The organism is Staphylococcus arlettae, from assembly GCF_025560845.1.
Classification (GTDB): Bacteria; Bacillota; Bacilli; order Staphylococcales; family Staphylococcaceae; genus Staphylococcus; species Staphylococcus arlettae.
The window spans coordinates 980,518-1,006,081 of sequence record NZ_CP094803.1 but is presented as its reverse complement, the minus strand read 5'-3'; the positions used below and the strand labels follow the sequence as shown (position 1 = coordinate 1,006,081).

Sequence of the window (25,564 nt, the reverse complement as noted above, 5' to 3'; positions counted from 1 at the left end):
TATTAAAATTGATTAAGTCTTCGATCGATTAGTATTCGTCAGCTCCACATATCACTATGCTTCCACCTCGAACCTATTAACCTCATCATCTTTGAGGGATCTTATAACCGAAGTTGGGAAATCTCATCTTGAGGGGGGCTTCATGCTTAGATGCTTTCAGCACTTATCCCGTCCATACATAGCTACCCAGCGATGCCGTTGGCACGACAACTGGTACACCAGAGGTATGTCCATCCCGGTCCTCTCGTACTAAGGACAGCTCCTCTCAAATTTCCTACGCCCACGACGGATAGGGACCGAACTGTCTCACGACGTTCTGAACCCAGCTCGCGTACCGCTTTAATGGGCGAACAGCCCAACCCTTGGGACCGACTACAGCCCCAGGATGCGATGAGCCGACATCGAGGTGCCAAACCTCCCCGTCGATGTGAACTCTTGGGGGAGATAAGCCTGTTATCCCCGGGGTAGCTTTTATCCGTTGAGCGATGGCCCTTCCATGCGGAACCACCGGATCACTAAGTCCGTCTTTCGACCCTGCTCGACTTGTAAGTCTCGCAGTCAAGCTCCCTTATGCCTTTACACTCTGTGAATGATTTCCAACCATTCTGAGGGAACCTTTGAGCGCCTCCGTTACTCTTTAGGAGGCGACCGCCCCAGTCAAACTGTCCATCTGACACTGTCTCCCACCATGATCAATGGTGCGGGTTAGAAATCCAACACAGCGAGGGTAGTATCCCACCAACGCCTCCACGTAAGCTAGCGCTCACGTATCTAAGGCTCCTACCTATCCTGTACAAGCTGTGCCGAATTTCAATATCAGACTACAGTAAAGCTCCACGGGGTCTTTCCGTCCTGTCGCGGGTAACCTGCATCTTCACAGGTACTATGATTTCACCGAGTCTCTCGTTGAGACAGTGCCCAAATCGTTACGCCTTTCGTGCGGGTCGGAACTTACCCGACAAGGAATTTCGCTACCTTAGGACCGTTATAGTTACGGCCGCCGTTTACTGGGGCTTCGATTCGTAGCTTCGCAGAAGCTAACCACTCCTCTTAACCTTCCAGCACCGGGCAGGCGTCAGCCCCTATACATCACCTTACGGTTTAGCAGAGACCTGTGTTTTTGATAAACAGTCGCTTGGGCCTATTCACTGCGGCTTTCCTGGGCGTGAACCCTAGAAAGCACCCCTTCTCCCGAAGTTACGGGGTCATTTTGCCGAGTTCCTTAACGAGAGTTCGCTCGCTCACCTTAGAATTCTCATCTTGACTACCTGTGTCGGTTTGCGGTACGGGCACCATAATTCTAGCTAGAGGATTTTCTTGGCAGTGTGAAATCAACGACTCGAGGAATAAATTCCTCTCCCCATCACAGCTTGACCTTATGAGTACCGGATTTGCCTAATACTCAGTCTTACTGCTTGGACGTACAATCCAATCGTACGCTTCGCCTATCCTACTGCGTCCCCCCATCGCTTAAAACGAATTGAGGTGGTACAGGAATATCAACCTGTTGTCCATCGCCTACGCCTTTCGGCCTCAGCTTAGGTCCCGACTAACCCAGAGCGGACGAGCCTTCCTCTGGAAACCTTAGTCAATCGGTGGACGGGATTCTCACCCGTCTTTCGCTACTCACACCGGCATTCTCACTTCTAAGCGCTCCACATGTCCTTGCGATCATGCTTCAACGCCCTTAGAACGCTCTCCTACCATTGTCCTACGGACAATCCACAGCTTCGGTAATATGTTTAGCCCCGGTACATTTTCGGCGCAGTGTCACTCGACTAGTGAGCTATTACGCACTCTTTAAATGATGGCTGCTTCTAAGCCAACATCCTAGTTGTCTGGGCAACGCCACATCCTTTTCCACTTAACATATATTTTGGGACCTTAGCTGGTGGTCTGGGCTGTTTCCCTTTCGAACACGGACCTTATCACCCATGTTCTGACTCCCAAGTTAAATTGATTGGCATTCGGAGTTTGTCTGAATTCGGTAACCCGAGAAGGGCCCCTCGTCCAAACAGTGCTCTACCTCCAATAATCATCACTTGAGGCTAGCCCTAAAGCTATTTCGGAGAGAACCAGCTATCTCCAGGTTCGATTGGAATTTCTCCGCTACCCACAACTCATCCGCTCACTTTTCAACGTAAGTCGGTTCGGCCCTCCATTCAGTGTTACCTGAACTTCAGCCTGGTCATGGGTAGATCACCTGGTTTCGGGTCTACGACCAAATACTCAACGCCCTATTCAGACTCGCTTTCGCTGCGGCTCCACATTTGCTGCTTAACCTTGCATCAGATCGTAACTCGCCGGTTCATTCTACAAAAGGCACGCCATCACCCATTAACGGGCTCTGACTACTTGTAAGCACACGGTTTCAAGTTCTCTTTCACTCCCCTTCCGGGGTACTTTTCACCTTTCCCTCACGGTACTGGTTCACTATCGGTCACTAGAGAGTATTTAGCCTTGGGAGATGGTCCTCCCGGATTCCGACGGAATTCCACGTGCTCCGTCGTACTCAGGATCCACTCAAGAGTGTATAAATTTTCGACTACAGGATTATTACCTTCTTTGATTTATCTTTCCAGATAATTCGTCTAATTTATACATTTGTAACTCCGTATAGAGTGTCCTACAACCCCAATAAGCAAGCTTATTGGTTTGGGCTCTTCCCGTTTCGCTCGCCGCTACTCAGGGAATCGATTTTTCTTTCTCTTCCTCCGGGTACTAAGATGTTTCAGTTCTCCGGGTATGCCTTCAGACATGATATATATTCACATGTCGATAACACGACATAACTCGTGCTGGGTTTCCCCATTCGGAAATCTCTGGATCACAGCTTACTTACAGCTCCCCAAAGCATATCGTCGTTAGTAACGTCCTTCATCGGCTTCTAGTGCCAAGGCATCCACCGTGCGCCCTTAATAACTTAATCGTTTGTTTAAATCAAACATCGTTTCATTTAAACCCAAAATGTTATTAATCTGTGAGTGTTCTTTCGAACACTAGCGATTATTTGTTTTGAATTCAAGCTTTTTCAAACTTTAATTCACTCGGTTTTGCTTGGTAAAATCTATATTTTACTTACTTATCTAGTTTTCAATGTACAATTTATTAAATAATGGTGGAGACTAGCGGGATCGAACCGCTGACCTCCTGCGTGCAAAGCAGGCGCTCTCCCATCTGAGCTAAGCCCCCATAAGGCTATATAATATAAAATTGAATGGTGGGCCTAAGTGGACTCGAACCACCGACCTCACGCTTATCAGGCGTGCGCTCTAACCAGCTGAGCTATAGGCCCATTCTAGGTGATTTGTAATGCTAAATGAGCATTCAAAACTGAATACAATATGTCAATGTTATTCCTTATTTCAACTTCGTAGAAGTTGTTCCGAATATATCCTTAGAAAGGAGGTGATCCAGCCGCACCTTCCGATACGGCTACCTTGTTACGACTTCACCCCAATCATTTGTCCCACCTTCGACGGCTAGCTCCATAAATGGTTACTCCACCGGCTTCGGGTGTTACAAACTCTCGTGGTGTGACGGGCGGTGTGTACAAGACCCGGGAACGTATTCACCGTAGCATGCTGATCTACGATTACTAGCGATTCCAGCTTCATGTAGTCGAGTTGCAGACTACAATCCGAACTGAGAACAACTTTATGGGATTTGCATGACCTCGCGGTTTAGCTGCCCTTTGTATTGTCCATTGTAGCACGTGTGTAGCCCAAATCATAAGGGGCATGATGATTTGACGTCATCCCCACCTTCCTCCGGTTTGTCACCGGCAGTCAACCTAGAGTGCCCAACTAAATGCTGGCAACTAAGTTTAAGGGTTGCGCTCGTTGCGGGACTTAACCCAACATCTCACGACACGAGCTGACGACAACCATGCACCACCTGTCACTTTGTCCCCCGAAGGGGAAAGCTCTATCTCTAGAGTGGTCAAAGGATGTCAAGATTTGGTAAGGTTCTTCGCGTTGCTTCGAATTAAACCACATGCTCCACCGCTTGTGCGGGTCCCCGTCAATTCCTTTGAGTTTCAACCTTGCGGTCGTACTCCCCAGGCGGAGTGCTTAATGCGTTAGCTGCAGCACTAAGGGGCGGAAACCCCCTAACACTTAGCACTCATCGTTTACGGCGTGGACTACCAGGGTATCTAATCCTGTTTGATCCCCACGCTTTCGCACATCAGCGTCAGTTACAGACCAGAAAGTCGCCTTCGCCACTGGTGTTCCTCCATATCTCTGCGCATTTCACCGCTACACATGGAATTCCACTTTCCTCTTCTGCACTCAAGTCTCCCAGTTTCCAATGACCCTCCACGGTTGAGCCGTGGGCTTTCACATCAGACTTAAGAAACCGCCTACGCGCGCTTTACGCCCAATAATTCCGGATAACGCCTGCCACCTACGTATTACCGCGGCTGCTGGCACGTAGTTAGCCGTGGCTTTCTGATTAGGTACCGTCAAGACGTGCACAGTTACTTACACGTTTGTTCTTCCCTAATAACAGAGTTTTACGAGCCGAAACCCTTCATCACTCACGCGGCGTTGCTCCGTCAGGCTTTCGCCCATTGCGGAAGATTCCCTACTGCTGCCTCCCGTAGGAGTCTGGACCGTGTCTCAGTTCCAGTGTGGCCGATCACCCTCTCAGGTCGGCTACGTATCGTTGCCTTGGTAAGCCGTTACCTTACCAACTAGCTAATACGGCGCGGGTCCATCTATAAGTGATAGCAAAACCATCTTTCACTTTAGAACCATGCGGTTCTAAATGTTATCCGGCATTAGCCCCGGTTTCCCGGAGTTATTCCAGTCTTATAGGTAGGTTACCCACGTGTTACTCACCCGTCCGCCGCTAACGTCAAAGGAGCAAGCTCCTTATCTGTTCGCTCGACTTGCATGTATTAGGCACGCCGCCAGCGTTCATCCTGAGCCAGGATCAAACTCTCCATAAAAAATTATGATGTTTGATTAGCTCATAAAATACTAATTTGTGTGTTATCTCTAACACGTTTAAACCAACGATCTTGTCGTTGCGTTTGGAATTAACGTTGACATATTGCGATTCAGTTTTCAATGTTCATTTATTGCGTTACAAGAATTTATTTTAACATTAAGTTTTTGTTAAGTCAACAATAAATTTATTTTTTATTTTTTAAATTTTTGTTTGTTTCTTAACTCAACATTTAATATTTTATAACGTTCAGTTCGTTTTCACAAGTACCAAATTTACACTTTGTAAATTTATTTAATGTTTTGAACTGTTCGTCGGTGCGTCTTGTTTTGACGACTTTTATATAATATCAAGATTACAATAGAACGTCAATCGATTTCCTTATTAAATTATGTTTAATATTACTATAACTATTACGTATTATTTTTAAAATGTATATATTTGTATTATTGTGTAAATTTCACAGCCTACTGTTTATTACATTTCACATCTATTGTTACTATTGTAGTATTTAGCTATAAGCAACAAAAAAAGAGAAGTGATTTTATCACCTCTCTTTTATTATTTATTTTTCTTCTTCATTTTGACATGCTTTGCATACACCATAAATTTCCATGCGATGATGCGATACATTAAATTCAGTTACGTGTTGGGCTAATTGTTCAACTTCATCTAGTTGAGGATAGTGAAAGTCCACAATCTTACCACACTTTTCGCAAATCACATGGTAATGATTATGTGTACTAAAATCAAACCTACTTGATGAATCTCCATAAGTTAATTCTTTTACTATACCGATATCTTTAAAAACACGTAAGTTATTATATATTGTAGCAACACTTATATTAGGAAAATCAGGTGAAAGTGCTTGGTATATTTCGTCGGCTGTCGGATGTGTTTCTGCTGAAATTAAAAATTTCAGTATTGCTTGTCTTTGTGGCGTAATTCTGATGCCTGCTGTTCTCAACGAAGCAATCGAATCTTCTAGCTGATGTTCGATAGTTTCCATTTCTGCACTCATTTTCCTCACCATCTTTCTATTTAATAATTATTATTACTTAATATTAATATAACTGTTAGGCACGCACAATGTCAATATTATTCCTTTATTCCTTATTAATATCCTTTTTTCAGATCTACTTGATTCTCAATTATTTTTCCATAATTGAGAAAATATTGTAAATTCTTTTTAAATATCTCTGTTATATCTTCAGCATTCTCTGTACCGTTACCAGTAATATGTGCTGTAAGTGTTACATTATCTAATTCATATAATTTATCATTTGCTGATAATGGCTCTTGCTCAAAAACGTCAAGGTAGGCATGTCTAATTAGTTTTTGCTCTAAGACATCAATTAATACCTCATGTTTTACAATTGTTCCTCGTCCAACATTCATAAACAGCGTATGGTCATTCATTATTTCAAAGTGTTCTTTTGTTAATAGATGTATTGTCTCTGAAGTTTCTGGTAGACAGTTAACGACGATGTCAGCTGTAGTTAATGCTTGTTCCAATTCCGTTATTGGATAGACATAGTCAATGTAATCTTCTGTCTTGCCTGTAGTATTAACCCCTAAAACTTTCATATCTAATGCCTGAGCTACTTTGGCTGTTTTTTGAGCAATGCTACCCGTTCCGATGAAGAGTATACTTTCTCCATTTAATCGTTTACCGGTTAACTTAGAATCGTATTTATGCTGTTGTTGATTAATATAGGAAGTTCTCATTTTTTTATAGTCTGCCAATAAGTAACCTATAATAAACTCTGACATTTGTTTAGCATGTACACCTTTACCGTTTGTCACTACTATTTCATTCTTACTTAAATAGTCTAGTGGTAATTTATTCACTCCAGTTGAGTACCATGCCAACCATTTAAGGTTTGGACATTCTTGTAAGAAAGTTTCATCCAAGCTACTATCATGACCAAATAATATATCTAATGTTTTCCTATCATTGATAGAAATTGCAGATACACCTTCTGTAAAGACAAAGTCCACGGTCGGAAAAGTATCAATAAGTACTTCTTCCATTTGCCCTAACCGCTTCAAACTCACTGCCTTCATATTGACTCACCCCAAAATTGTTTTAAGCTCTTCCATTTGTGTTTTAACTTTTACTTTTTCAATAACATCTATAATGATACCTTCTTCGTCTATTATAAATGTAGTTCTGACAATTCCCATTGATTCTTTACCAAATGAATTTTTAAGTTGATAAACACCAACGGCATTCGCAAGTTGATAATCTTCGTCTACGAGTAAATCAAAATTTAAATGATGTTTATTGATAAAATTTTGGTGTTTCTTTTTAGAATCCGCACTTATGCCGTACACTTTGACATCAAGATCATTGAAATCTTCAATATTATCTCTAAAATCACATGCTTCTGTTGTACATGTAGGCGTATTATCTCGAGGATAGAAATATAATATTGCCTTACTTCCTTTTAATGTTTCATTAGAAACGAGTTCTCCATCTTGATTTTCTAATTCAAATTGTGGAAATTGATCTCCTTTTTGTAACATAGACTCACCTATTTCTTCATATTATTAATTTTATGATACGATAATAGACGAAAATATTAAATTAAAAGAGGTTGATATTAATGAAATTCACTGAAAGTGAAAAACTTCAGCAGTTTTCTAATGATTATATTTTAGGTGGTGTTAACTCACCTTCTCGTTCTTACAAAGCTGTGGGTGGCGGTGCACCTGTAGTAATGCAAGAAGGACAAGGTGCTTATTTAATCGATGAGGACGGCAATAAATATATTGACTATTTACAAGCATATGGTCCCATTATTACTGGTCATGCGCATCCTCACATCACAAAAGCTATTCAAGAACAAGCTGCTAAAGGGGTACTATATGGTACACCAACTAGATTAGAAATTGATTTTGCAAAAAAACTACGTGAAGCTATCCCTTCTTTAGAAAAAATCCGCTTTGTGAACTCTGGAACGGAAGCTGTAATGACAACTATTCGTGTCGCACGTGCCTATACTAAGCGTAATAAAATTATTAAATTTGCTGGACAATACCATGGTCATTCAGATCTTGTGTTAGTCGCAGCTGGTAGCGGCCCTTCACAACTTGGCTCTCCAGATTCAGCTGGTGTACCAGAAAGTGTAGCAAAAGAAGTAATAACAGTACCATATAATGATCTTGATGCATATAAAGAAGCAATTGATTATTGGGGTGATGAGGTAGCATGTGTATTAGTAGAACCAATAGTCGGTAACTTCGGTATGGTCGAACCTCAACCAGGATTTTTAGAAGAAGTAAATAAAATTTCTCATGATAATGGCACACTCGTAATATATGATGAAGTTATTACCGCTTTTCGTTTCCATTACGGTGCAGCACAAGATTTATATCAAGTATATCCAGATTTAACTGCTTTTGGAAAAATTGTCGGTGGTGGCTTGCCAATCGGTGGTTATGGTGGCAGACAAGATATTATGGAACAAGTAGCGCCATTAGGTCCAGCTTACCAGGCAGGAACTATGGCCGGTAACCCTCTATCAATGAAAGCCGGTATAGCCTTATTAGAAGTTTTAGAACAAGATGGTGTTTATGATAAACTATCCCAATTAGGACAACGTCTAGAAAACGGGTTAAATGAACTTATTACTAAACATGGTATAACTGCTACGGTAAATAGAGTATATGGTGCACTAACACTCTATTTCACAGACGAAAAGGTTACCCATTACGATCAAGCCGAAAACTCAGACGGTGAAGCATTTGCACAATTTTTCAAATTGATGTTACACCAAGGCATTAATTTAGCTCCTTCTAAATTTGAAGCATGGTTCTTAACTACAGAACATACTGAAGATGATATAGATACAACGTTAAAAGCTGTCGATAATGCATTTAGTCAAATGAAATAAACTTGAATTTTCTTGCTAATCATTGTATAAATAGTGTAATTAAATATTTTTTAAAGGAGCGGTAATTCTTGAAATTAGGAGCTCGTATTATAAAAACAGGTATATCAATTATACTTGCTTTGGCTATCGCTTCTTTATTACCTGATGAAGCTGGTTTAAAAGCAGTCGCCGGTGTCAGTGCTGTAGTCGCTATGCAGCCTAGCGTATATCGCTCTATCAAAACGGTATCTGAACAAGCTATCGGTAATGTGATTGGCGCTATTTTATCCGTAGCCATGGTCACGGTATTTGGCAATAACTTTATCATTATGGGTGTAACTGTCATTTTACTTATCGCTATTTTATTTAGATTTAATTTAGCTCATGTTGCAACATTAGCAAGTGTAACCGCACTTATTATTATGGGACAGCACACTGGTGACTTCTATGTATCTGCTTTTTTCAGATTTGTTCTTGTTATGATTGGTGTACTTAGTTCTTCTTTAGTAAATTTTGTATTCTTACCACCAAAATTCGAATCAAAAATTTATTACAATGCACTAAATATTTCGACAGATATTTTTGTATGGTTAAAATTGGTCTTAAATGATACGTCTGAATATCATCACATTAAAGAAGATAGAAGCCTAATCAGTAACCGCATTAGCAAACTGGAGCAAACTTTCGGGTATTATGAAGAAGAGAAACCATTAATGAAAAAACATGCATTCGCGCAAAACCGCAAAAAAATACTCTTTAAAGAAGTAGTTCGAAGCACCAAACAAGCCTATGAAGTTTTAAAACGTATGAATCGCTATGAAAATGATCTTTATAATTTAAGTAATGATTTGCTGTTACAAATAAAGTTAGAAATAGATAGTTTAACATCATTTCATGAACAAATATTTATCAGTTTATCTAAAAAAGCACGTTATGATGCGAGTATTAGTGATACACAAATTGAAAATCCTCAAAAGAAAAACTTAATGGATGCTTTTCAAAAAGAAATCATTAAAAACCCATATCAAACTGCATATTCGTTTGCTAATATTATGCAAATTGTTTCCGCTATCGAAGAATATCGATATAGCTTAGAGCATTTAGATAGATTACGTATAAGTTTCTTTTCATATCATCGAAGTGACGATGAAATAGAGCTTATCGATGAAGACTTTGATTTATAATAAAAAGACCTCTGATAATTCAGAGGTCTCAGACTGTCGACAAAGTCTCCGACTTTGTTGGCAGTTTTTTTATGCACGCTTTCCGCGGGCACTGCCTTAGCCTGTAGTCTTCGGCTAGTGATATTCCCGCAGGAGTCGGCATAAATTACTGCCAATATTACACAAAAACATTATAATATATGTAAATTAAACAGTGGTGGTGTTTATTATGTTGAATAAATCAATTGATAAAAGAGATCAATATGAAATGATTTCTATCTCTGAATTAGTCCCTAATAATCATTTATTACGTAAAGTCGATGCGATATTAGATTTAAATTTTGTGTATGAACTTGTCGAAGACAAATATTGCCTTGATAATGGTAGACCATCTATAGATCCTGTTATTTTAGTAAAAATATTACTCATACAAAGGTTGTTTGGCATTAAATCAATGAGACAAACAATTAAAGAAATAGAAACAAATGTAGCTTACCGTTGGTATTTAGGATATAGCTTTTTAGATAAAGTACCTCATTACGGAACTTTTAGTAAGAACTATACACGTCGTTTTCATGATACAGATTTATTTGAACAAATATTTGAGAAAATACTAGAAATAGCTATCAAAAATAACTTAATAGATCACTCATCTTTATTCATTGATTCTACACATATTAAAGCAAATGCAAATAAGAATAAATACATCAAAAAAATTGTAAAAAAAGATACACTTCACTTCCAAGAAGAATTGGATAATGAAATAAATGAACAAAGGCGAGCACAAGGAAAAAAGCCAATAAAAAATAAAAGCAAGGAGGAATATAAAACCAAAAAAGTAAGTACGACTGATCCAGAAGCTGGGTACTACGTTAAAGGTGAACGAGAAAAGCAATTTGCTTATAGTTTACACGCATGTGTAGATAAAAATGGTTATATTATTGATAAGCACGTGACACCTGGTAATATTCACGACAGTACACAACTCAAACCAATGATTGAAAGATTGGAAACCAAGCAGATGTTGCCTATCACATTAGCAATTGATTCAGGTTATAAAACACCTTTTAATGCACACTTTTTGCTTGAAAAAGCAATTGTACCAGCAATGCCATATACGAGACCTAAAGGAAAACCTGGTTTTTTCAGAACAAAAGATTTCATCTACGATGAACATTATGATACTTATATTTGTCCTAATGATGAAACTTTACTATATAAAAGAACAATGCCAACAGGACACAGATTATATGTATCAGATGCTTCAATATGTCGAGACTGTCCACTACTAAATAAATGTACTGAAAGTAAAGATGCCATAAAACAAATTAGAAGACATGTTTGGCAAGATGATTTAGATATAGTTGAAGATTTAAGGTTTGTGGATACAATTAAAAAACAATATAAAATGCGAAGTCAAACAATAGAGAGAAAATTTGGCGATGCAAAAGAACAGCATGGTATGAGATGGACGAGATATAGAGGACATGACAAAGTTTCCATGGATACCACGCTAATTTGTGCTGCCATGAATCTTAAAAAAATCGCAATGTGGCTAATAAAAGGCCCAGTAATGGTCTGAAAGACCACTGCAATTTTGAAAAAAACTATAAAAAAAGAAAATAAATAAACCCTTCGCATTAACTTGCGAAGGGTTTGTCCACGTTCTGAGACCTCTGATAATTCAGAGGTCTTTTTATTATCTGTTATAAATTTTGGATACTAAATAAGTGTTCATAAGCACCTTGTTTAGCCAATAATTCTTGATGCGTACCTGTTTCAACAATATGACCATTTTGCATAACTACAATTTTATCTGCATGGGTAATAGTAGATAAGCGATGCGCTACAATAAGCGTTGTCCGATTTTCACTTAATACATTCAATGCATCTTGTATAATCGCTTCACTTTCCAAGTCTAAAGCACTAGTCGCTTCGTCTAAAATAATAATAGGTGGATTATTTAAAAAGATTCTCGCAATAGATACACGTTGTTTTTGACCACCTGAAAGTTTTACTCCTCTTTCACCAACTTCTGTATCGTAACCTTTAGGCAGATTCATTATAAAATCATGCGCGTTAGCCATTTTAGCCGCTTCAATCACATCTTCCTCAGAAGCATCAGGTTTCCCTAATAGTATATTTTCTTTAATAGTATCTGAGAATAAAATATTGTCTTGTTGCACTAATCCAATTTGATGTCTTAAGCTACCTGTTAAATAAGATTTAATATTCACACCATCAATGTCAATACTACCTGATGTTGTATCATAAAAACGTGGTATTAAATTAATCAATGTTGATTTGCCGCCACCACTCATACCTACGAAAGCGATGGTTTCACCTTGTTTGATGTCTAAGTTAATATTTTCCAACACCATAGCTTCATCATGATTATATTTGAAACTTACATTATTAAGTTGAATATTACCATGTTTAATTTCTAATGGTTGTGCACCCTTTTTATTTTTAATATCGTAATCTTCATCAATAAGTTGGAATACACGGTCCATAGATGCAAAACTTTGCGTCAATGTCGTAAATGATGATACCAATCTACGTAAAGGACCAAAAAGTTGTTCTAGGTAACCAACAAATGCTGCCAATGTTCCGACAGTAATCGAACCTGTAATTGCTAAATAAGCACCCACACCAATTACAATAAGCGGTCCAATATCAGTTACAGTATTAATAGCTGAAAAAGAATAAGCATTCCATCGTGTATGTTTAAAAGCTCGATCTAAAAAATGCACATTTCGTTTATCAAAGTTTTGAGCTTCATTATCTTCGATAGCAAAACTTTTAATAACTGGCATTCCTTGTACACGTTCATGTAAAAATCCTTGAACTTCAGCTAATGCTTGTGATCTTTTACGTGTTAATTTTCTTAAACGACCAAAGAAGTAATAGACCGTCAGAATGTAAAATGGGAAAATAACTATCGCTGCTAACGTCAATTTCACATCAAGCACAAACATAATGGATAACGCGATTAAAATCGTTATACAATCTAACCAAATATTCATTAGCCCAGTTAATATGAAATCTTTAGTTTGCTCTACGTCATTTATCACACGAGAGATAACTTGTCCTACTTGATTATTAGCATAAAATCTAGAACTCAGTGCTTGTAAGTGATCGTATAATTTTTTACGAATATCATATAAGATTTTGTTACTTGTCCATTGTGCTAAATATTGTCTTAAATATTCTATTGGTGGTCTGACAATAACAAAAATGAAAATCGCAATGCCCATTGCAATTCCAAGTCTTATAAATTTCTCATCATTGGTAATAGCATTATTGTTAATAACATCATCAATCACAAATTTAATTAACAATGGTATTAACATCGGTATACCAAATTTAATAATACCAATAAGAATAGTTGCAATGATTCGCCATTTATATGGTTTCACAAATTCTAAATATCTGCGAATCATGATGCGTTTCCCCCCTCTAGTAAAAGTAACAAACGAAACAGCCAAGTTGAATATTTCCAACTAGGCTGCCTCTAATATGTCATAAGTATAAAAGCATTGTTGTTACACCTAATATTACTTATCTATTTCAAATAATAATTAATATTATTGTACAAAGTATATGAATACTTATAACACTATAAATGATTTTCACTTTAAATACACTATTTATGCTTAATAGTTTCTTACTTTTTTGTAACGCTCTCTCCAAACTTTAATAAAGTCTGGTGCAAAAGGACCTTTCTTCTGTTCTATCCATTGTTGTAGAATATCTACATTTCTTCTTAATATCTTATCAATATCAGATGAATAGTTCATTTGGTTCATATGTTGTTCATACTCATCTTCATCTAGCAAATGATATTTACCGTTTGGATACACTTTAATATCTAAATCATAATCTATATATTTCAATGCCTCTTCATCACAAACAAATGGTGATGATAAATTACAATAATAATAAATACCATCTTCTCTAAACATACAAATAACATTAAACCAAAATTCTGAATGAAAATATACAATTGCTGGTTCACGTGTAATCCAGGTTCTCCCATCACTTTCTGTAACAAGTGTATGGTCATTCCCTCCAATAATTACATGATCCGTACCTTTTAATATAGTAGTTTCAGACCATACACGATGTATATTGCCATCGTGTTTATAACTTTGAATCTTTATAGTCTGACCTTCTTTAGGTATGGACTCTTTTACCATGCTCCACACCACCTTAACTTAATTTCACAATTCAGATTATAACATAAGTATCATTAAGTCAGCGAAATAATCGCTATTCTCTCAAAAACTGATAAATTTTAGTCATACTAACAGGAAAGTTATAATTATCTTTTTGGTTTAAATCTAGCCATTCCATATCTTCCGTTAATGTTATATCTTGTTTACGGACAATGTCTGTTGCTTCAAAAACTTTAATATCCCAAGTTAAATGTGTGAATTGATGCTTTAATTGATAACTTGATTGCTTGTAGAAATTAATATTTACGCCTATGTCACTCTCTAAACTGTGCTCATCTTCTATATCATACATCGGAAATTGCCACATATTATTTAATAAGTTTGCTTTACGTTTAGTAATTAAGTATTCGTTGAATTCATTTTTTACTAAATATACATGTTGTTTGATAACTTTCTTTTTAACTTTCGTTGTTTTAACTGGTAAATCCGCTACAGTTCCTTGTTCAAAAGCTTCGCAATGTTCTTGTACTGGACAAAATAAACATAAAGGTGCTTTAGGTGTACATATCATAGCTCCTAATTCCATCATTGCTTGGTTAAAATCACCTGCGCTTTGTTGTACGTAAGGTGCTAATTCCGCTTCATAGGCTTTTCTTGTCGTTTGTAATTTTGTATCACGTGTATCGTTATTCAATCGTGACCAAACTCTAAACACATTGCCATCCACAGTTGCGAGTGGCTGATCAAAGGCAATACTCATAACTGCTGCTTGTGTATATGGCCCAACACCTTTTAATGCTCCAAACGTTTTAGGATCCATTGGCACCTCACTATTATGATTTTGGTGTACATCTCGTATTGCGGTATGGAAATTACGCGCTCTACTATAGTAACCTAGTCCTTCCCATAATTTTAGCACTTCATCTTCATGTGCTTCGCTTAAATCACGAATTGTAGGAAAACGAGCTATAAATCTTAAATAATAATCGATTACCGTTTTAACTTGTGTTTGCTGTAGCATAACTTCGCTCAGCCAAATATAGTACGGATTTTTAGTTTCTCTCCAAGGCATAGCTCGTTGTTCTGTATCAAACCATTGCAATAGATTGTTTTTGAATCGTTTTTCGTTATACATAAAACACAACTCTTTCTCTAGTTTAAAATTAATTAAAATCAATAGTTTAGCTTTTTGTTATTCATTACGATGAATTATAATATATAATAGTAAGAAATATGTATGAAATGAGTGACTTATATGGATACAGGTACACATATCGTCATGGGGATTGGCTTAACAGCACTAGCAACTCAAGACCCAGCCATGGCAGGGTCATTTGCAGCTACTGCCACAACACTAGTCGCTGGATCCCTAATACCAGATAGCGATACCGTTTTTAAATTGAAAGATAATGCCACTTATATATCAAACCATAGAGGCATTACACATTCAATACCTTTCACTATTTTATGGCCTCTACTTATCACATTACTTGTTTTTACATTTTCTAGTAATGTTGATGCTACTCATGTTTGGTTATGGGCACAACTCGCGGTATTTTTACATGTTTTTGTAGATATTTTTAATTCATATGGTACTCAGGCACTACGGCCAATAACCAATAAATGGATTCAACTAAGCGTGATAAATACATTTGATCCAATTATATTTATCTTATGGTGTCTTGGTATCGTAGTATGGGGAATGGGAGTACATCCATATTGGGCTTTTTTCCCAATCTTTTTAATTTTGGTGATTTATTATATCATTCGTTTTAAAATGCAAAAAGCTATTAGACAAACTGCGTTACGCCAAATCAAACAAGAACACAATTTAGTAAAAGTTTTTGTGGCTCCTACAATCAGATTTATGGAGTGGCGAGTTGCTATTCAAACAGATGTGTATGATTATGTAGGAAGAAGTTATGGTAGAAACGTAGTATTTAGCGAAAAAGTAAAACGCCATTCATTACCAAGTAATAATTTAATGGATTACGTTAAACATGATAAAAATGTTAAAACTTTCCTTAATTTTTCTTCAATTTACCGCTGGGAAACTAAACATTTAGCTGATGGTAGCATGGAAATTCGATTAATAGATTTACGATATTTAAAAAATGGCCACTATTCCTTTGTTGCGATTGTCCTTCTCGATAAAGAAATGACAATTCAGCATTCTTATATAGGTTGGGTCTTTAGTGAAGATAAACTACAACGTAAATTATTTGCAAAATAAAAAGGTTATGCGTCTATATTGACGCATAGCCTTTTTAATCTGTTGATGTTTCTGAAGTCGTTACTTTGTCGTTTGAACTAACATCTTCTTTTGTTGTGTTTTGTTCAACTTTATATCGAAAATTATATTTCACATGCGCCACCTTACGCTTTAATGCATAAGCCAACACACATAATATGCCGATTACAAAGTAAAAGTAAAAATGATATGGCACATTGTTTAAACTTATTGCCCCAAACACTACAGATTGAGCCACACCTTCTACAACATAAAATACCGGGTTTAACATTAAAATATGCATTAAAATCGAAGGCTTTGTAGTCGGTATAAAAATAATTGGAACTATAAAAAATGTAATTGCAGTACAAATATAAAACAACGTATCTAATTTGAACATTAAAACAGTAATAAGTCCCATAATAATTGATATTACGCTAATTAAAATTCCTGCCATAATTACAAAATATAAAGTCGTTATAAATGAACTTTCTATATTTATTGGCGTACTAAATATAAATATAACTAGTAAAATTAATAATAATATACACCACACTATCGTATTAATAATTATTTCTACTATAGGAGAAATGTTGAACATTTTACCAGTGTAATAAACTCTAACGTAGCGTTTATAATTCAAATAAATGGCTACTCCTACATATCCAAATGTCACAAATGCAGATAGCCTAAAGAACCATCTTGCTTGTAGTAAATCCTCGGTATTATTAATGTTAAAAATTACCATTAATACTAACAATAAGAGCAAACTACATATAAAAGGAACCACTAACCATTTCCATTGTCTCTTTTGATACGAGAGTGCACTGTTGATTAAATTAGGAATTTTTTTATTATAATTTATTAATTTATCTATCATCCTTTGCACCTACAATTCAATATAAATCCATTTATTATTTGTTAAATCTGCCATAAAATATCCGTCGCCTGATTTTACGATCCATAATTTAGTATCAATATCAAATTTATCCTTTAATTTTTCTTCATTTTTTATCGGATAAACGAAACCAGTTAAATTATTATTGTCATTAAACACCATTGAAATTGGCTGAGACACTATAGGTACAACAAAACGGTTATCTTTATTATTTTCAGGCACCAATGTATCTGTGACTTTACTATGTTTTTTATGTAAGTGGCTATTAAAATATTCATAGTAATTAATATAGTTTTTTTGCATATATGGTGCTAACTCTTTCGCATCATGAGATTCAAATAAACCTGCTGGGTCAAAATATCTGACATTACCTTTTTTTAATTTGTAGTTTTTATTATCAATCACAATGCGATATGCTTTAGAACTTTCCCCTGTAATTGTCAAAAAACTATACGGCTTTAATTTAACTTCGTCTTTATGTCCAATTCCTGTTGCTGTAACTGATTGCTCTAAGACAATACCATATGCAAGTTTTTCTTCAATTGGATCCTTTTTTTGGTTTTGAATAGTTTCTTGATTAATACTTTGAGCAAATTGGAGTCTACCAACGTCATTAAACATTAATAATGCCATAAAGACAGCAGCTACAATAAAACTAATTAATAATGTCCAAAAACGAGTTATGGCTAGTGGCGGTTTAGCATGTTTATAACGTTCGACCCTTTTGAAATTATAAGTAAGTTCAGGCATCTTCGTACGATTCTTTTTCCAATCGACATCAAAATTGGCAATTTCTTCATCTGTTTGTAACGATAACCTATCTTTCTCGTGATCCCTAAATGCTGGAATAACCTGGTTTACTGATCCTTCCATGCGCAATTGTCCGTGGGAAATCCATGCAATATAATTACTAGTTTGTGCAATTTTATCGACATCATCATCAATCATAATAATAGTTTGATTATTTTTTATGTATTCATCTGTTAATGCAATGGCTTTCTCTACAAAATCATCTTTTAAATGTGTTAAAACTTGATTGAAAATAATAACATCAGCCTGCGATGTACGCGCTAAAGTAAAGAGGAGTTGTGCATATTCACCTTTAGTTAAGGTTTGAATAGTTTCTTCAGCATGTGTAGCAACACCTGCATATTGCATAATTTGATCTGCTTTATGATTGGAGATTTTATATGGGAAAAGCTGAAGTGTTTCAGCTACAAACTCTGATACTGTAATGTGCTGTAATTTACGGTCTTCAACATCTGCAAAAAAGATTGGTTTTTTACTATTAATCTTTCCTTTATCAGGTTTTATTTCACCACTTAAAATACGACCTATCAACGATTTTGATGCACCTGGCTCACCAATTATTCCTAATGCTTCACCTTGATAAATATGTAGTGAGATATTATTTAATTCAATGTCATCAGCACCATATCCAAAAGGTTTATACCACTTCTTAGACTTCTTATTTCTATAGTAATGTGTTACATTCAGTAACTTTAAAATAATTGAGCTGCCCATCTATCTTCATCCTTCTACAATTTTAATAATGCTACAGGTAATCCTTCTTCCGGTTCGCTACTATTGATTCTAAAGCCCCACGCAAAGACTCCTTTTAAACGTTCAACTTTAAAATAATTGTTGCTTCCATCGTTTAATTTATATATTTTGCCGAGTTCAATTTTAGTTCTGTCTACTAAGTAACTTTCTGCTATAATCACTTTACTTTGGTAAACATCATACTCATTGTATATACCGTTCATTTCGGCTTTTCTCATCTTTTCTTTATACCCTTGGATTTCATGACGTAACTCAGGTTCACTCATTTCACTCAATTTCTTCTGTTCCATCTGTGATACCACTCTCTTCTAGTTTACTTTTAATTTTATCATATTTATAGCCTTTTCTCATAAGAGCTTCTATAGTTTTCATAATGACTTTTTGACCATCATATTTTCTTCGATTTTTATTATAGACCTTCTCTAATTCACCTTGCAATAAATTGTCTAGCGTTTCTTCAGTTGTGTTAAAATCAAGTTCATTCAATATTGTTGAAATCGTATCGAATGTATAGCCTTTTTGTAACATCGATTGAGTTAATTTCTCTTTCTGTTTTACGATAGGTCCTTTTTTCTGGTTAATAATCTTTTGAGCCGTTTTGACAATGTTCTCTATAGGTTGTTGCTGCGTATATAAATCTGTATAGCTATCAATTATCGATGTTTCAATGCCTGCCTGATATAATTTTTGTTTATATACTTCTGGACCTTTATCAGTTGTTTGAATCATCGTATTTTTTAAGCTCTCTGCATAATCTTCATGATCAATTAAGCGTTCGTCATAACAATATGCTATAACTTGCGCTACGACGCTTTCAGCAATTTCTTGCTTTATTAAATATTGACTTACTTCTTTTTCAGTTCGTTTACGATAGGAAATATATTGAATTGCTAAATTAACACCTTGCCTGTATTGCTCATATTGTTGAATTTGTTGCATCGTAGCAGCATCAACATCATCATCCTTTTTCAAATTAAAATAGACCAACGTATTAATATCAATACCCATTTCGAAAGTATCGTCTAAAAATAAATTAAAGCGTTCTTTGTTTTTCTTTTGTACTTCTATTTTCGTAATTTTCGGCATTATTCTCACTCCACTTTCTTAGCATAACGCATATATCTTGCTTTTGGAATTATAGTGATATCAAAAAAGCGGCACAGTAATCAAATCTTTATCAATTTGACTGCTATACCGCTCAAATACAAAATCGTTTATGTTAATTTAATCAAAAGCTACTCGATTATTTGATACATTGTCATATCTATATTTTTAATGTTGTTTGTCATAGATATTCCTTTATACTCCTAATTGTTGGATAGCCTCTTGATATTGTGAATCTGTAATAAAATCTTGTTGCTTCATTTTTTCTAAGGTTACCTTCACCCTATTGGTGAAATTATCGGACATATCATTTATGTCATATACACTTGGTGCATTAATTTTACTAGCTAATATCGCACTTTGCAAAACTGATATTTGAGGCAAGTTAACGTTATTTTCATCTGTTGTAGTGCCGAAATAATGGTTAGCTGCACCTTCAATAGTATATTGATTACTACCAAAGTAAATGTTATTAACATAGAAGCTTAAAATTTCATCTTTACTATATTGTTTTTCAACACGATGTGCTACAAATAATTCTTTTATTTTCCTCGTGAGTGTTTGTTCATTATCATAGTAATAATTTTTTACTACTTGCTGTGTAATCGTACTACCGCCTTGCACATTACGATCACTAATTGTCGTGAACAATGCTCTAGAAGTACCTTTTACATCAAATCCACTATGTTTGAAAAAGCGTTCATCTTCAAGAGCCACAAATGCTCCTTTTGTATAATCAGGCATATTGTCTACTGGCACATAAGTAGATTTATCTTCAATTGCAGTTAAATCTTCGACATCTGCGCGCAAAGACAACATATACATTGCCCCTACAAACAGCCCTAATAAAATAATTAGTGTAAGCAATATCGTTGTAACTAAACTTTTGCTTTTTTTCTTTTTCTTGTTTTTTTTAATCGGTTCAAAATATGTGTTATGGTAAGGCATATTAGAAACTGGTTTATCTTTTGACTTGTTCTTAACGCGTTCGCTTCTTTTCATGCACTGACTCCTTTACTAAACTCACCTTATTATATGTGAGTTTACCAATACTTTGTAGTATTATCTACATATTCTTTGAAAAATCAGACCAAGGGTGTATAACCGAGTCATCAATCAGACGCATTGTTAACAAAAGGGAGTGGGACAGAAATCTGATTTTGAAAAATGATTTCGTCGTCCCACCCCGGCAAGGATGACTAGCGTTGAAAAAAGCTCGGTTTAAAGCGCATTTTCAATGCAGTCAGCTACTGCCCATATGAAAAGAGATTTCGAATAAAATATGGAGTGGGACAGAAATCTGATTTTGAAAAATGATTTCGTCGTCCCACCCCGGCAAGGATGACTAGCGTTGAAAAAAGCTCGGTTTAAAGCGCATTTTCAATGCAGTCAGCTACTGCCCATATGAAAAGAGATTTCGAATAAAACATGGAGTGGGACAGAAATCTGATTTTGAAAAATGATTTCGTCGTCCCACCCCGGCAAGGATGACTAGCGTTGAAACAAGCTTGGTTTGAAGCGCATTTTCAATGCAGTCAGCTACTGCCCATATGAAAAGAGACTAGGACGTATCAATATTGTCCTAGCCTCTTAAATCCATAATGAATATTTAAATTAAATTTTGTTAACGATTGTTATTTTAATTGCTCAACAATTGCTTTATTAAAGTCATCTAAGTCGTTAGGTGTACGACTTGTAACGATATTGTTATCTACAACTACTGATTCATCTACAACTTGTGCCCCAGCGTTTGAAAGATCTTTTCTCACATTTAACACTGCAGTTAACGTTCTTCCTTTTAAATCATCAGTATCTATGAGTATTTGAGGTCCATGGCAAATCGCAAATGCTGGCACGTCATTTTTCGTGAAATATTTAGCAAATGTGCCATATCTTCCTTCTTCGTCACCTCTTAAATGGTCAGGTGCAAATCCTCCAGGAATTAATAAACCATCATAGTCTTCAGGTTTAGCATCAGCAATGCTTACATCAATCGTTACTTTTTCGCCATGTTTACCTACTACTTCATGGTTAGCAACATCGCCAATTATCACTGTTTCATGGCCAGCTTCTTCGATTGCTTCTTTTGGACTTGTTAATTCAATATCTTCAAATTCATTTGCAAGTATAATTGCTACTTTTTTTGCCATTTAAAATCACCTTTCTCTTTGCCGTTATATAATATGATATAACCAAAAAAGACAATTTTTAAACATTATCGGTATTACTTCTTTACTTAGATACTGATTTAACTTTTTCTTCTAGTTGATCTAATAAACCAATCCACTCATCTATATCTTCAACTTTAACTTCGTTAGGATTTACGTGATCAATGTCATCAATAAATTGCTCTAATCTATTTTTGATTTGATTCATAGTTTGATTTTCATCCATTGAATGTTAACTCCTTTATATATGATAATTACATATTAACATGTTCTGAACTAATAATGATAGCCGATATATTATATTACAGTTTAATTTTTACAACTTTTTGACGTTATGTGGTATACAGTCGCATTGGATTTTGTTTACAATAGAACAGATAAAATGAATATGAAGGAAAGAAGGATTAGTAATGACGATACACCAAATCCGTACTAAACAGCCCATTAGCATAAACAATGACCCTTGGGAAGCCTATACAGATATCGATATGCATAATCAACTCACTTTAAGTAATATAGAGTTTACCACTACAAACCTATGTAATATGCGTTGTAGTCACTGTGCTGTTGGTTATACACTACAAACGCAAGATCCTGACCCCTTACCTATGGACATTATTTATCGTCGTTTAGATGAAATCCCACATTTAAAAACGATGTCGATTACTGGTGGAGAACCTATGTTTTCAAAAAAATCTATCAAGCAAGTAGTTAAACCTTTATTGAAATATGCCTATGATCGAGGTATATACGTACAAATGAATTCAAATCTCACCCTACCTCAAGATCGTTATTTAGACATTGCAGAATATATCGACGTGATGCATATCTCTCATAATTGGGGTACATTAGATGAATTTGCCACTGTAGGATTTGGAGCAATGGAAAAACAACCACCTTTAAAAGCCAAGCTCAAACTTTATGACCAAATGCTCAATAACGCTCAAACATTGTCGGATCAAGGCATGTTTATTTCAGCAGAAACAATGTTAAATCAAAGTACTTTACCCTATTTAACAAAGATACATAACGAAATTGTGAAAGATATGAAATGTAGTAGACATGAAATCCATCCGATGTATCCCGCGGATTTTGCCAGTGAATTAAATGTATTGTCATTACAAGAGATGAAACAAGCCATACATCAGTTATTGGATATTCGCGACGACAACATTTGGATGTTATTTGGTACATTACCTATTTATCCGTGTATTAATGATGATGACGACCAAGCTTTATTAGAGCGTTTACGCCAAAGTAAAAATGTTACTATGCGTAATGATCCAGATGGTCGTAATCGATTAAACGTAAATGTTTTTACTGGAAATGTGATTGTAACGGATTTTGGTGATGAGACAGGTACAATATCTAACATCAAACATGATAAATTGCCTACTGTCTTCGAAAAATGGTTAAATTCTCCATTAGCTCAAAGTTTAAATTGTCATTGTCCTGCATTTAAATGTTTAGGACCTAATGTTTTAGTTAAAAATATGTATTATCCAACTGCGAATTTTAAAGAAAATGAAAAGCACATGCATCAATTATATAATTAACTATAAAAAAGCCAATTCAATTGCTTGAATTGGCTTTTTATATTGTTATTACTTTAAATTTCAACTTATCTCATTATTCTATATGTTGTACTTTCTCTAAAAATTCAATTGTTTCTTTACTTTCAATTCTACGCTCTTTTCTTCTTTTAACACGAACACTAGCAGAGTCGTAAAACCATTTTTCTGTTTGTGTTTCCGGGTACACTTCTGGAATTGTTGTTGGCTTACCTTCATCATCCAAAGCAACAAAAGTTAAAAAACTTAATGCTCCTAACTGGCGCTCACCTTTTATTAAATCTTCAACAATGATTTGTACACATATTTCCATAGATGTAGAACCAGCGTGACTTACCATTGCTTCATAAGATAATATTGCGCCTGTTTTAATTGGCATTAAAAAGTCTACTGAATCCGTTGATGCTGTTACAACTTGTGCATTCGCATGTTTCATTGCAGTAATCGCAGCAATTTCATCAATATTGGCCATCAACATACCACCAAACATCGTATGATGATGGTTAGTGTCCTGCGGAAATACTTGTCGAGCTTTTACACTTCTAGCTTCAGACATTGGCTTACTTGTTCTTTTTTTCATATTCATTTCCCTTCCCCATACTCGAATTAACTATAATCCTTACTTAGCCCAATTACCTTGTTCAAAAACAAGTTCTTCTGTACCATCTTGTGTGATGCCATAGATAGTTAAATCGTCACTTCCAATCATAAAATCAACATGAATAAGTGAGTCATTCAATCCACTTGCAACTTTTTCTTCGGTAGTCATTTCTGTACCATTTTCAATATTAAAACCGTATGCTGAACCTAATGCTATATGACAAGAAGCATTTTCATCAAACAACGTATTGAAAAATACTGTATTACGATTAGAAATAGGAGAATCATCCGGTACTAATGCTACCTCACCTAAACGCTTAGCCCCATCATCAGTAGATAACAATGTTTTTAGAGCCTCTTCACCTTGTTCTGCAGAAACATCGACAACTTCTCCATCTTTAAAAGTTAACTTAAAGCCGTCTATAATATTACCATTGTGACTTAATGGTAATTTATTAGTAACATACCCATTTACACGTTCACGATGTGGCGCTGTGAACACTTCTTCAGTTGGTATATTAGCTACAAATGCTTGTCCCTTGCTTGTGTAACTAGTGGCATCCTCCCAAATATGACCTGTAGGCAAGCCGATAGTTAAATCTGTTCCTTCTGATTCATATCTTAAAGCAGAATAATTTTTATCTTGTAATCTTTGAGCATGCTTACTTAAATTAGCTACGTGTTGTTGCCAATTTTCAGTAGGATCATTACCATCAACTCTGACAATATCTAGTACTTCATCAATAAATTTATAGTATGCCTCTTCTTCAGACAATTCGGGATATACTTTTTTAGCCCATGCTTTAGATGGGTATGCAGCGACACACCACGGGAATTCATTTTTCTGGCTTGCTTCCATATATCCTTTATAGGCAAGACTATATTCTTTTTGATACGTTGCTAATTTGTCAGCTTCAATGCCATTTAATAATTCCGGATCTTGCGTTATAAGTGCTAAATTTGCAGCACCACGTTGTGCATAATCCATTCTTTTATCTACTTCATAAGATTTAACTTCATTATGTTCAAAATGTTCAGTTGTTTCATGTTCAAATTTTAAACGTGTCAAACGATCATCACTGTATTCGACTTTGACATCTGAAGCACCTCTTTTATAAGCTGCTTCAACTATGTAATGCGTTAATTCTAATGCATCAACACTAGAGCGAATATATACTGGTTGATTTTGTTGTACATTCATTCCTACATCAACTAATAGTTGAGCGTATTGTTGTAATTTATATTGTAAGTCAGACAT

General features: G+C 35.7%; 20 protein-coding genes, 2 tRNA genes and 2 rRNA genes. 5 read left to right on the top strand and 19 right to left on the bottom strand.

Annotation, left to right across the window (positions count from 1 at the left end):
• Positions 1 to 8 precede the first annotated feature (8 nt).
• The 7 genes from MUA37_RS04815 to bcp all read right to left on the bottom strand — a co-directional run bounded on the left by MUA37_RS04815 (position 9) and on the right by bcp (position 7,482).
• Positions 9 to 2,929 (bottom strand): 23S ribosomal RNA (locus tag MUA37_RS04815).
• Positions 2,930 to 3,116: 187 nt separating this feature from the next.
• A tRNA-Ala gene (locus MUA37_RS04810) sits at positions 3,117 to 3,192 on the bottom strand.
• 26 nt (positions 3,193 to 3,218) lie between these two features.
• Positions 3,219 to 3,295, bottom strand: a tRNA-Ile gene (locus MUA37_RS04805).
• Between the two features lie 106 nt (positions 3,296 to 3,401).
• A 16S ribosomal RNA gene (locus MUA37_RS04800) occupies positions 3,402 to 4,954 on the bottom strand.
• The 16S and 23S rRNA genes sit together here with 2 tRNA genes alongside, the layout of an rRNA operon.
• Before the next feature lie 564 nt (positions 4,955 to 5,518).
• The gene (gene perR, locus MUA37_RS04795; protein ID WP_002509717.1) at positions 5,519 to 5,974 is read right to left on the bottom strand and encodes a peroxide-responsive transcriptional repressor PerR; all 456 of its coding nucleotides are present in this window, start codon (positions 5,972 to 5,974) and stop codon (positions 5,519 to 5,521) included.
• A 95-nt stretch (positions 5,975 to 6,069) separates the two neighbouring features.
• Entirely contained in the window at positions 6,070 to 7,020 is a 951-nt protein-coding gene (locus tag MUA37_RS04790; RefSeq protein WP_142019545.1) for a phosphoglycerate dehydrogenase, read from the bottom strand.
• A gap of 6 nt (positions 7,021 to 7,026) precedes the next feature.
• A complete protein-coding gene (gene bcp, locus MUA37_RS04785; RefSeq protein WP_142019544.1) occupies positions 7,027 to 7,482 on the bottom strand; it encodes a thioredoxin-dependent thiol peroxidase in 456 nt (151 codons plus the stop codon).
• Positions 7,483 to 7,562: 80 nt separating this feature from the next.
• Between bcp and MUA37_RS04780 the strand changes: the two genes are divergently transcribed.
• The 3 genes from MUA37_RS04780 to MUA37_RS04770 all read left to right on the top strand — a co-directional run bounded on the left by MUA37_RS04780 (position 7,563) and on the right by MUA37_RS04770 (position 11,576).
• The gene (locus MUA37_RS04780; protein WP_142019543.1) at positions 7,563 to 8,852 is read left to right on the top strand and encodes a glutamate-1-semialdehyde 2,1-aminomutase; all 1,290 of its coding nucleotides are present in this window, start codon (positions 7,563 to 7,565) and stop codon (positions 8,850 to 8,852) included.
• A 68-nt stretch (positions 8,853 to 8,920) separates the two neighbouring features.
• Entirely contained in the window at positions 8,921 to 10,015 is a 1,095-nt protein-coding gene (locus tag MUA37_RS04775) for an FUSC family protein (protein WP_204171887.1), read from the top strand.
• A 208-nt stretch (positions 10,016 to 10,223) separates the two neighbouring features.
• Positions 10,224 to 11,576 (top strand): IS1182 family transposase, encoded by a 1,353-nt coding sequence (locus tag MUA37_RS04770; protein ID WP_021459431.1) that lies wholly within the window; start codon positions 10,224 to 10,226, stop codon positions 11,574 to 11,576.
• Positions 11,577 to 11,700: 124 nt separating this feature from the next.
• On the opposite strand, the gene MUA37_RS04765 is transcribed toward MUA37_RS04770, so the two are convergent.
• The 3 genes from MUA37_RS04765 to mutY all read right to left on the bottom strand — a co-directional run bounded on the left by MUA37_RS04765 (position 11,701) and on the right by mutY (position 15,307).
• The gene (locus MUA37_RS04765; protein WP_002509982.1) at positions 11,701 to 13,437 is read right to left on the bottom strand and encodes an ABC transporter ATP-binding protein; all 1,737 of its coding nucleotides are present in this window, start codon (positions 13,435 to 13,437) and stop codon (positions 11,701 to 11,703) included.
• A gap of 213 nt (positions 13,438 to 13,650) precedes the next feature.
• Positions 13,651 to 14,193, bottom strand: a complete 543-nt coding sequence (gene ntdP, locus MUA37_RS04760; protein WP_002509981.1) for a nucleoside tri-diphosphate phosphatase — start codon at positions 14,191 to 14,193, stop codon at positions 13,651 to 13,653.
• 73 nt (positions 14,194 to 14,266) lie between these two features.
• Entirely contained in the window at positions 14,267 to 15,307 is a 1,041-nt protein-coding gene (mutY, locus tag MUA37_RS04755; RefSeq protein ID WP_204171888.1) for an A/G-specific adenine glycosylase, read from the bottom strand.
• Positions 15,308 to 15,427: 120 nt separating this feature from the next.
• Between mutY and MUA37_RS04750 the strand changes: the two genes are divergently transcribed.
• A complete protein-coding gene (locus tag MUA37_RS04750; RefSeq protein ID WP_002509979.1) occupies positions 15,428 to 16,405 on the top strand; it encodes a metal-dependent hydrolase in 978 nt (325 codons plus the stop codon).
• 34 nt (positions 16,406 to 16,439) lie between these two features.
• Here MUA37_RS04750 and MUA37_RS04745 read toward each other — a convergent pair whose 3' ends face one another.
• The 7 genes from MUA37_RS04745 to MUA37_RS04715 form a co-directional block, all read right to left on the bottom strand.
• Positions 16,440 to 17,282 (bottom strand): sugar ABC transporter permease, encoded by an 843-nt coding sequence (locus MUA37_RS04745; RefSeq protein ID WP_204171889.1) that lies wholly within the window; start codon positions 17,280 to 17,282, stop codon positions 16,440 to 16,442.
• A 9-nt stretch (positions 17,283 to 17,291) separates the two neighbouring features.
• A complete protein-coding gene (locus MUA37_RS04740; RefSeq protein ID WP_262624863.1) occupies positions 17,292 to 18,824 on the bottom strand; it encodes an ATP-binding cassette domain-containing protein in 1,533 nt (510 codons plus the stop codon).
• Positions 18,825 to 18,838: 14 nt separating this feature from the next.
• The gene (locus MUA37_RS04735; RefSeq protein ID WP_002509976.1) at positions 18,839 to 19,153 is read right to left on the bottom strand and encodes a YfhH family protein; all 315 of its coding nucleotides are present in this window, start codon (positions 19,151 to 19,153) and stop codon (positions 18,839 to 18,841) included.
• Positions 19,131 to 19,949 (bottom strand): recombination regulator RecX, encoded by an 819-nt coding sequence (gene recX, locus MUA37_RS04730; RefSeq protein ID WP_002509975.1) that lies wholly within the window; start codon positions 19,947 to 19,949, stop codon positions 19,131 to 19,133. The genes MUA37_RS04735 and recX overlap by 23 nt, the downstream gene beginning before the upstream one ends.
• A 213-nt stretch (positions 19,950 to 20,162) precedes the next feature.
• On the bottom strand, positions 20,163 to 20,969 hold the full coding sequence (sgtB, locus tag MUA37_RS04725; RefSeq protein ID WP_002509974.1) for a monofunctional peptidoglycan glycosyltransferase SgtB: 807 nt from the start codon (positions 20,967 to 20,969) through the stop codon (positions 20,163 to 20,165).
• Between the two features lie 632 nt (positions 20,970 to 21,601).
• The gene (locus MUA37_RS04720; protein WP_262624862.1) at positions 21,602 to 22,117 is read right to left on the bottom strand and encodes a type 1 glutamine amidotransferase domain-containing protein; all 516 of its coding nucleotides are present in this window, start codon (positions 22,115 to 22,117) and stop codon (positions 21,602 to 21,604) included.
• 82 nt (positions 22,118 to 22,199) lie between these two features.
• Positions 22,200 to 22,361 (bottom strand): SE1561 family protein, encoded by a 162-nt coding sequence (locus tag MUA37_RS04715; protein ID WP_002509189.1) that lies wholly within the window; start codon positions 22,359 to 22,361, stop codon positions 22,200 to 22,202.
• Positions 22,362 to 22,545: 184 nt separating this feature from the next.
• Between MUA37_RS04715 and yfkAB the strand changes: the two genes are divergently transcribed.
• Positions 22,546 to 23,691 carry a radical SAM/CxCxxxxC motif protein YfkAB gene (gene yfkAB / locus MUA37_RS04710; RefSeq protein ID WP_002509188.1) on the top strand — a complete coding sequence of 382 codons (1,146 nt, stop codon included), beginning with the start codon at positions 22,546 to 22,548 and terminating at the stop codon, positions 23,689 to 23,691.
• 73 nt (positions 23,692 to 23,764) lie between these two features.
• Here yfkAB and MUA37_RS04705 read toward each other — a convergent pair whose 3' ends face one another.
• Positions 23,765 to 24,286 (bottom strand): acyl-CoA thioesterase, encoded by a 522-nt coding sequence (locus MUA37_RS04705; protein ID WP_002509187.1) that lies wholly within the window; start codon positions 24,284 to 24,286, stop codon positions 23,765 to 23,767.
• A gap of 39 nt (positions 24,287 to 24,325) precedes the next feature.
• Positions 24,326 to 25,564, bottom strand: a complete 1,239-nt coding sequence (locus MUA37_RS04700; protein ID WP_112369296.1) for an aminopeptidase — start codon at positions 25,562 to 25,564, stop codon at positions 24,326 to 24,328.

Bases quoted from the DNA above. Each gene is read 5' to 3' on its own strand.
- recX (WP_002509975.1), bottom strand. From the start codon at position 19,949: ATGCCGAAAATTACGAAAATAGAAGTACAAAAGAAAAACAAAGAACGC.
- ntdP (WP_002509981.1), bottom strand. From the start codon at position 14,193: ATGGTAAAAGAGTCCATACCTAAAGAAGGTCAGACTATAAAGATTCAA.
- MUA37_RS04740 (WP_262624863.1), bottom strand. From the start codon at position 18,824: ATGGGCAGCTCAATTATTTTAAAGTTACTGAATGTAACACATTACTAT.
- MUA37_RS04780 (WP_142019543.1), top strand. From the start codon at position 7,563: ATGAAATTCACTGAAAGTGAAAAACTTCAGCAGTTTTCTAATGATTAT.
- perR (WP_002509717.1), bottom strand. From the start codon at position 5,974: ATGAGTGCAGAAATGGAAACTATCGAACATCAGCTAGAAGATTCGATT.
- MUA37_RS04735 (WP_002509976.1), bottom strand. From the start codon at position 19,153: ATGGAACAGAAGAAATTGAGTGAAATGAGTGAACCTGAGTTACGTCAT.
- mutY (WP_204171888.1), bottom strand. From the start codon at position 15,307: ATGTATAACGAAAAACGATTCAAAAACAATCTATTGCAATGGTTTGAT.
- yfkAB (WP_002509188.1), top strand. From the start codon at position 22,546: ATGACGATACACCAAATCCGTACTAAACAGCCCATTAGCATAAACAAT.
- MUA37_RS04745 (WP_204171889.1), bottom strand. From the start codon at position 17,282: ATGATAGATAAATTAATAAATTATAATAAAAAAATTCCTAATTTAATC.
- MUA37_RS04790 (WP_142019545.1), bottom strand. From the start codon at position 7,020: ATGAAGGCAGTGAGTTTGAAGCGGTTAGGGCAAATGGAAGAAGTACTT.
- bcp (WP_142019544.1), bottom strand. From the start codon at position 7,482: ATGTTACAAAAAGGAGATCAATTTCCACAATTTGAATTAGAAAATCAA.
- MUA37_RS04765 (WP_002509982.1), bottom strand. From the start codon at position 13,437: ATGATTCGCAGATATTTAGAATTTGTGAAACCATATAAATGGCGAATC.
- MUA37_RS04720 (WP_262624862.1), bottom strand. From the start codon at position 22,117: ATGGCAAAAAAAGTAGCAATTATACTTGCAAATGAATTTGAAGATATT.
- sgtB (WP_002509974.1), bottom strand. From the start codon at position 20,969: ATGAAAAGAAGCGAACGCGTTAAGAACAAGTCAAAAGATAAACCAGTT.
- MUA37_RS04700 (WP_112369296.1), bottom strand. From the start codon at position 25,564: ATGTCTGACTTACAATATAAATTACAACAATACGCTCAACTATTAGTT.
- MUA37_RS04715 (WP_002509189.1), bottom strand. From the start codon at position 22,361: ATGGATGAAAATCAAACTATGAATCAAATCAAAAATAGATTAGAGCAA.
- MUA37_RS04750 (WP_002509979.1), top strand. From the start codon at position 15,428: ATGGATACAGGTACACATATCGTCATGGGGATTGGCTTAACAGCACTA.
- MUA37_RS04770 (WP_021459431.1), top strand. From the start codon at position 10,224: ATGTTGAATAAATCAATTGATAAAAGAGATCAATATGAAATGATTTCT.
- MUA37_RS04705 (WP_002509187.1), bottom strand. From the start codon at position 24,286: ATGAAAAAAAGAACAAGTAAGCCAATGTCTGAAGCTAGAAGTGTAAAA.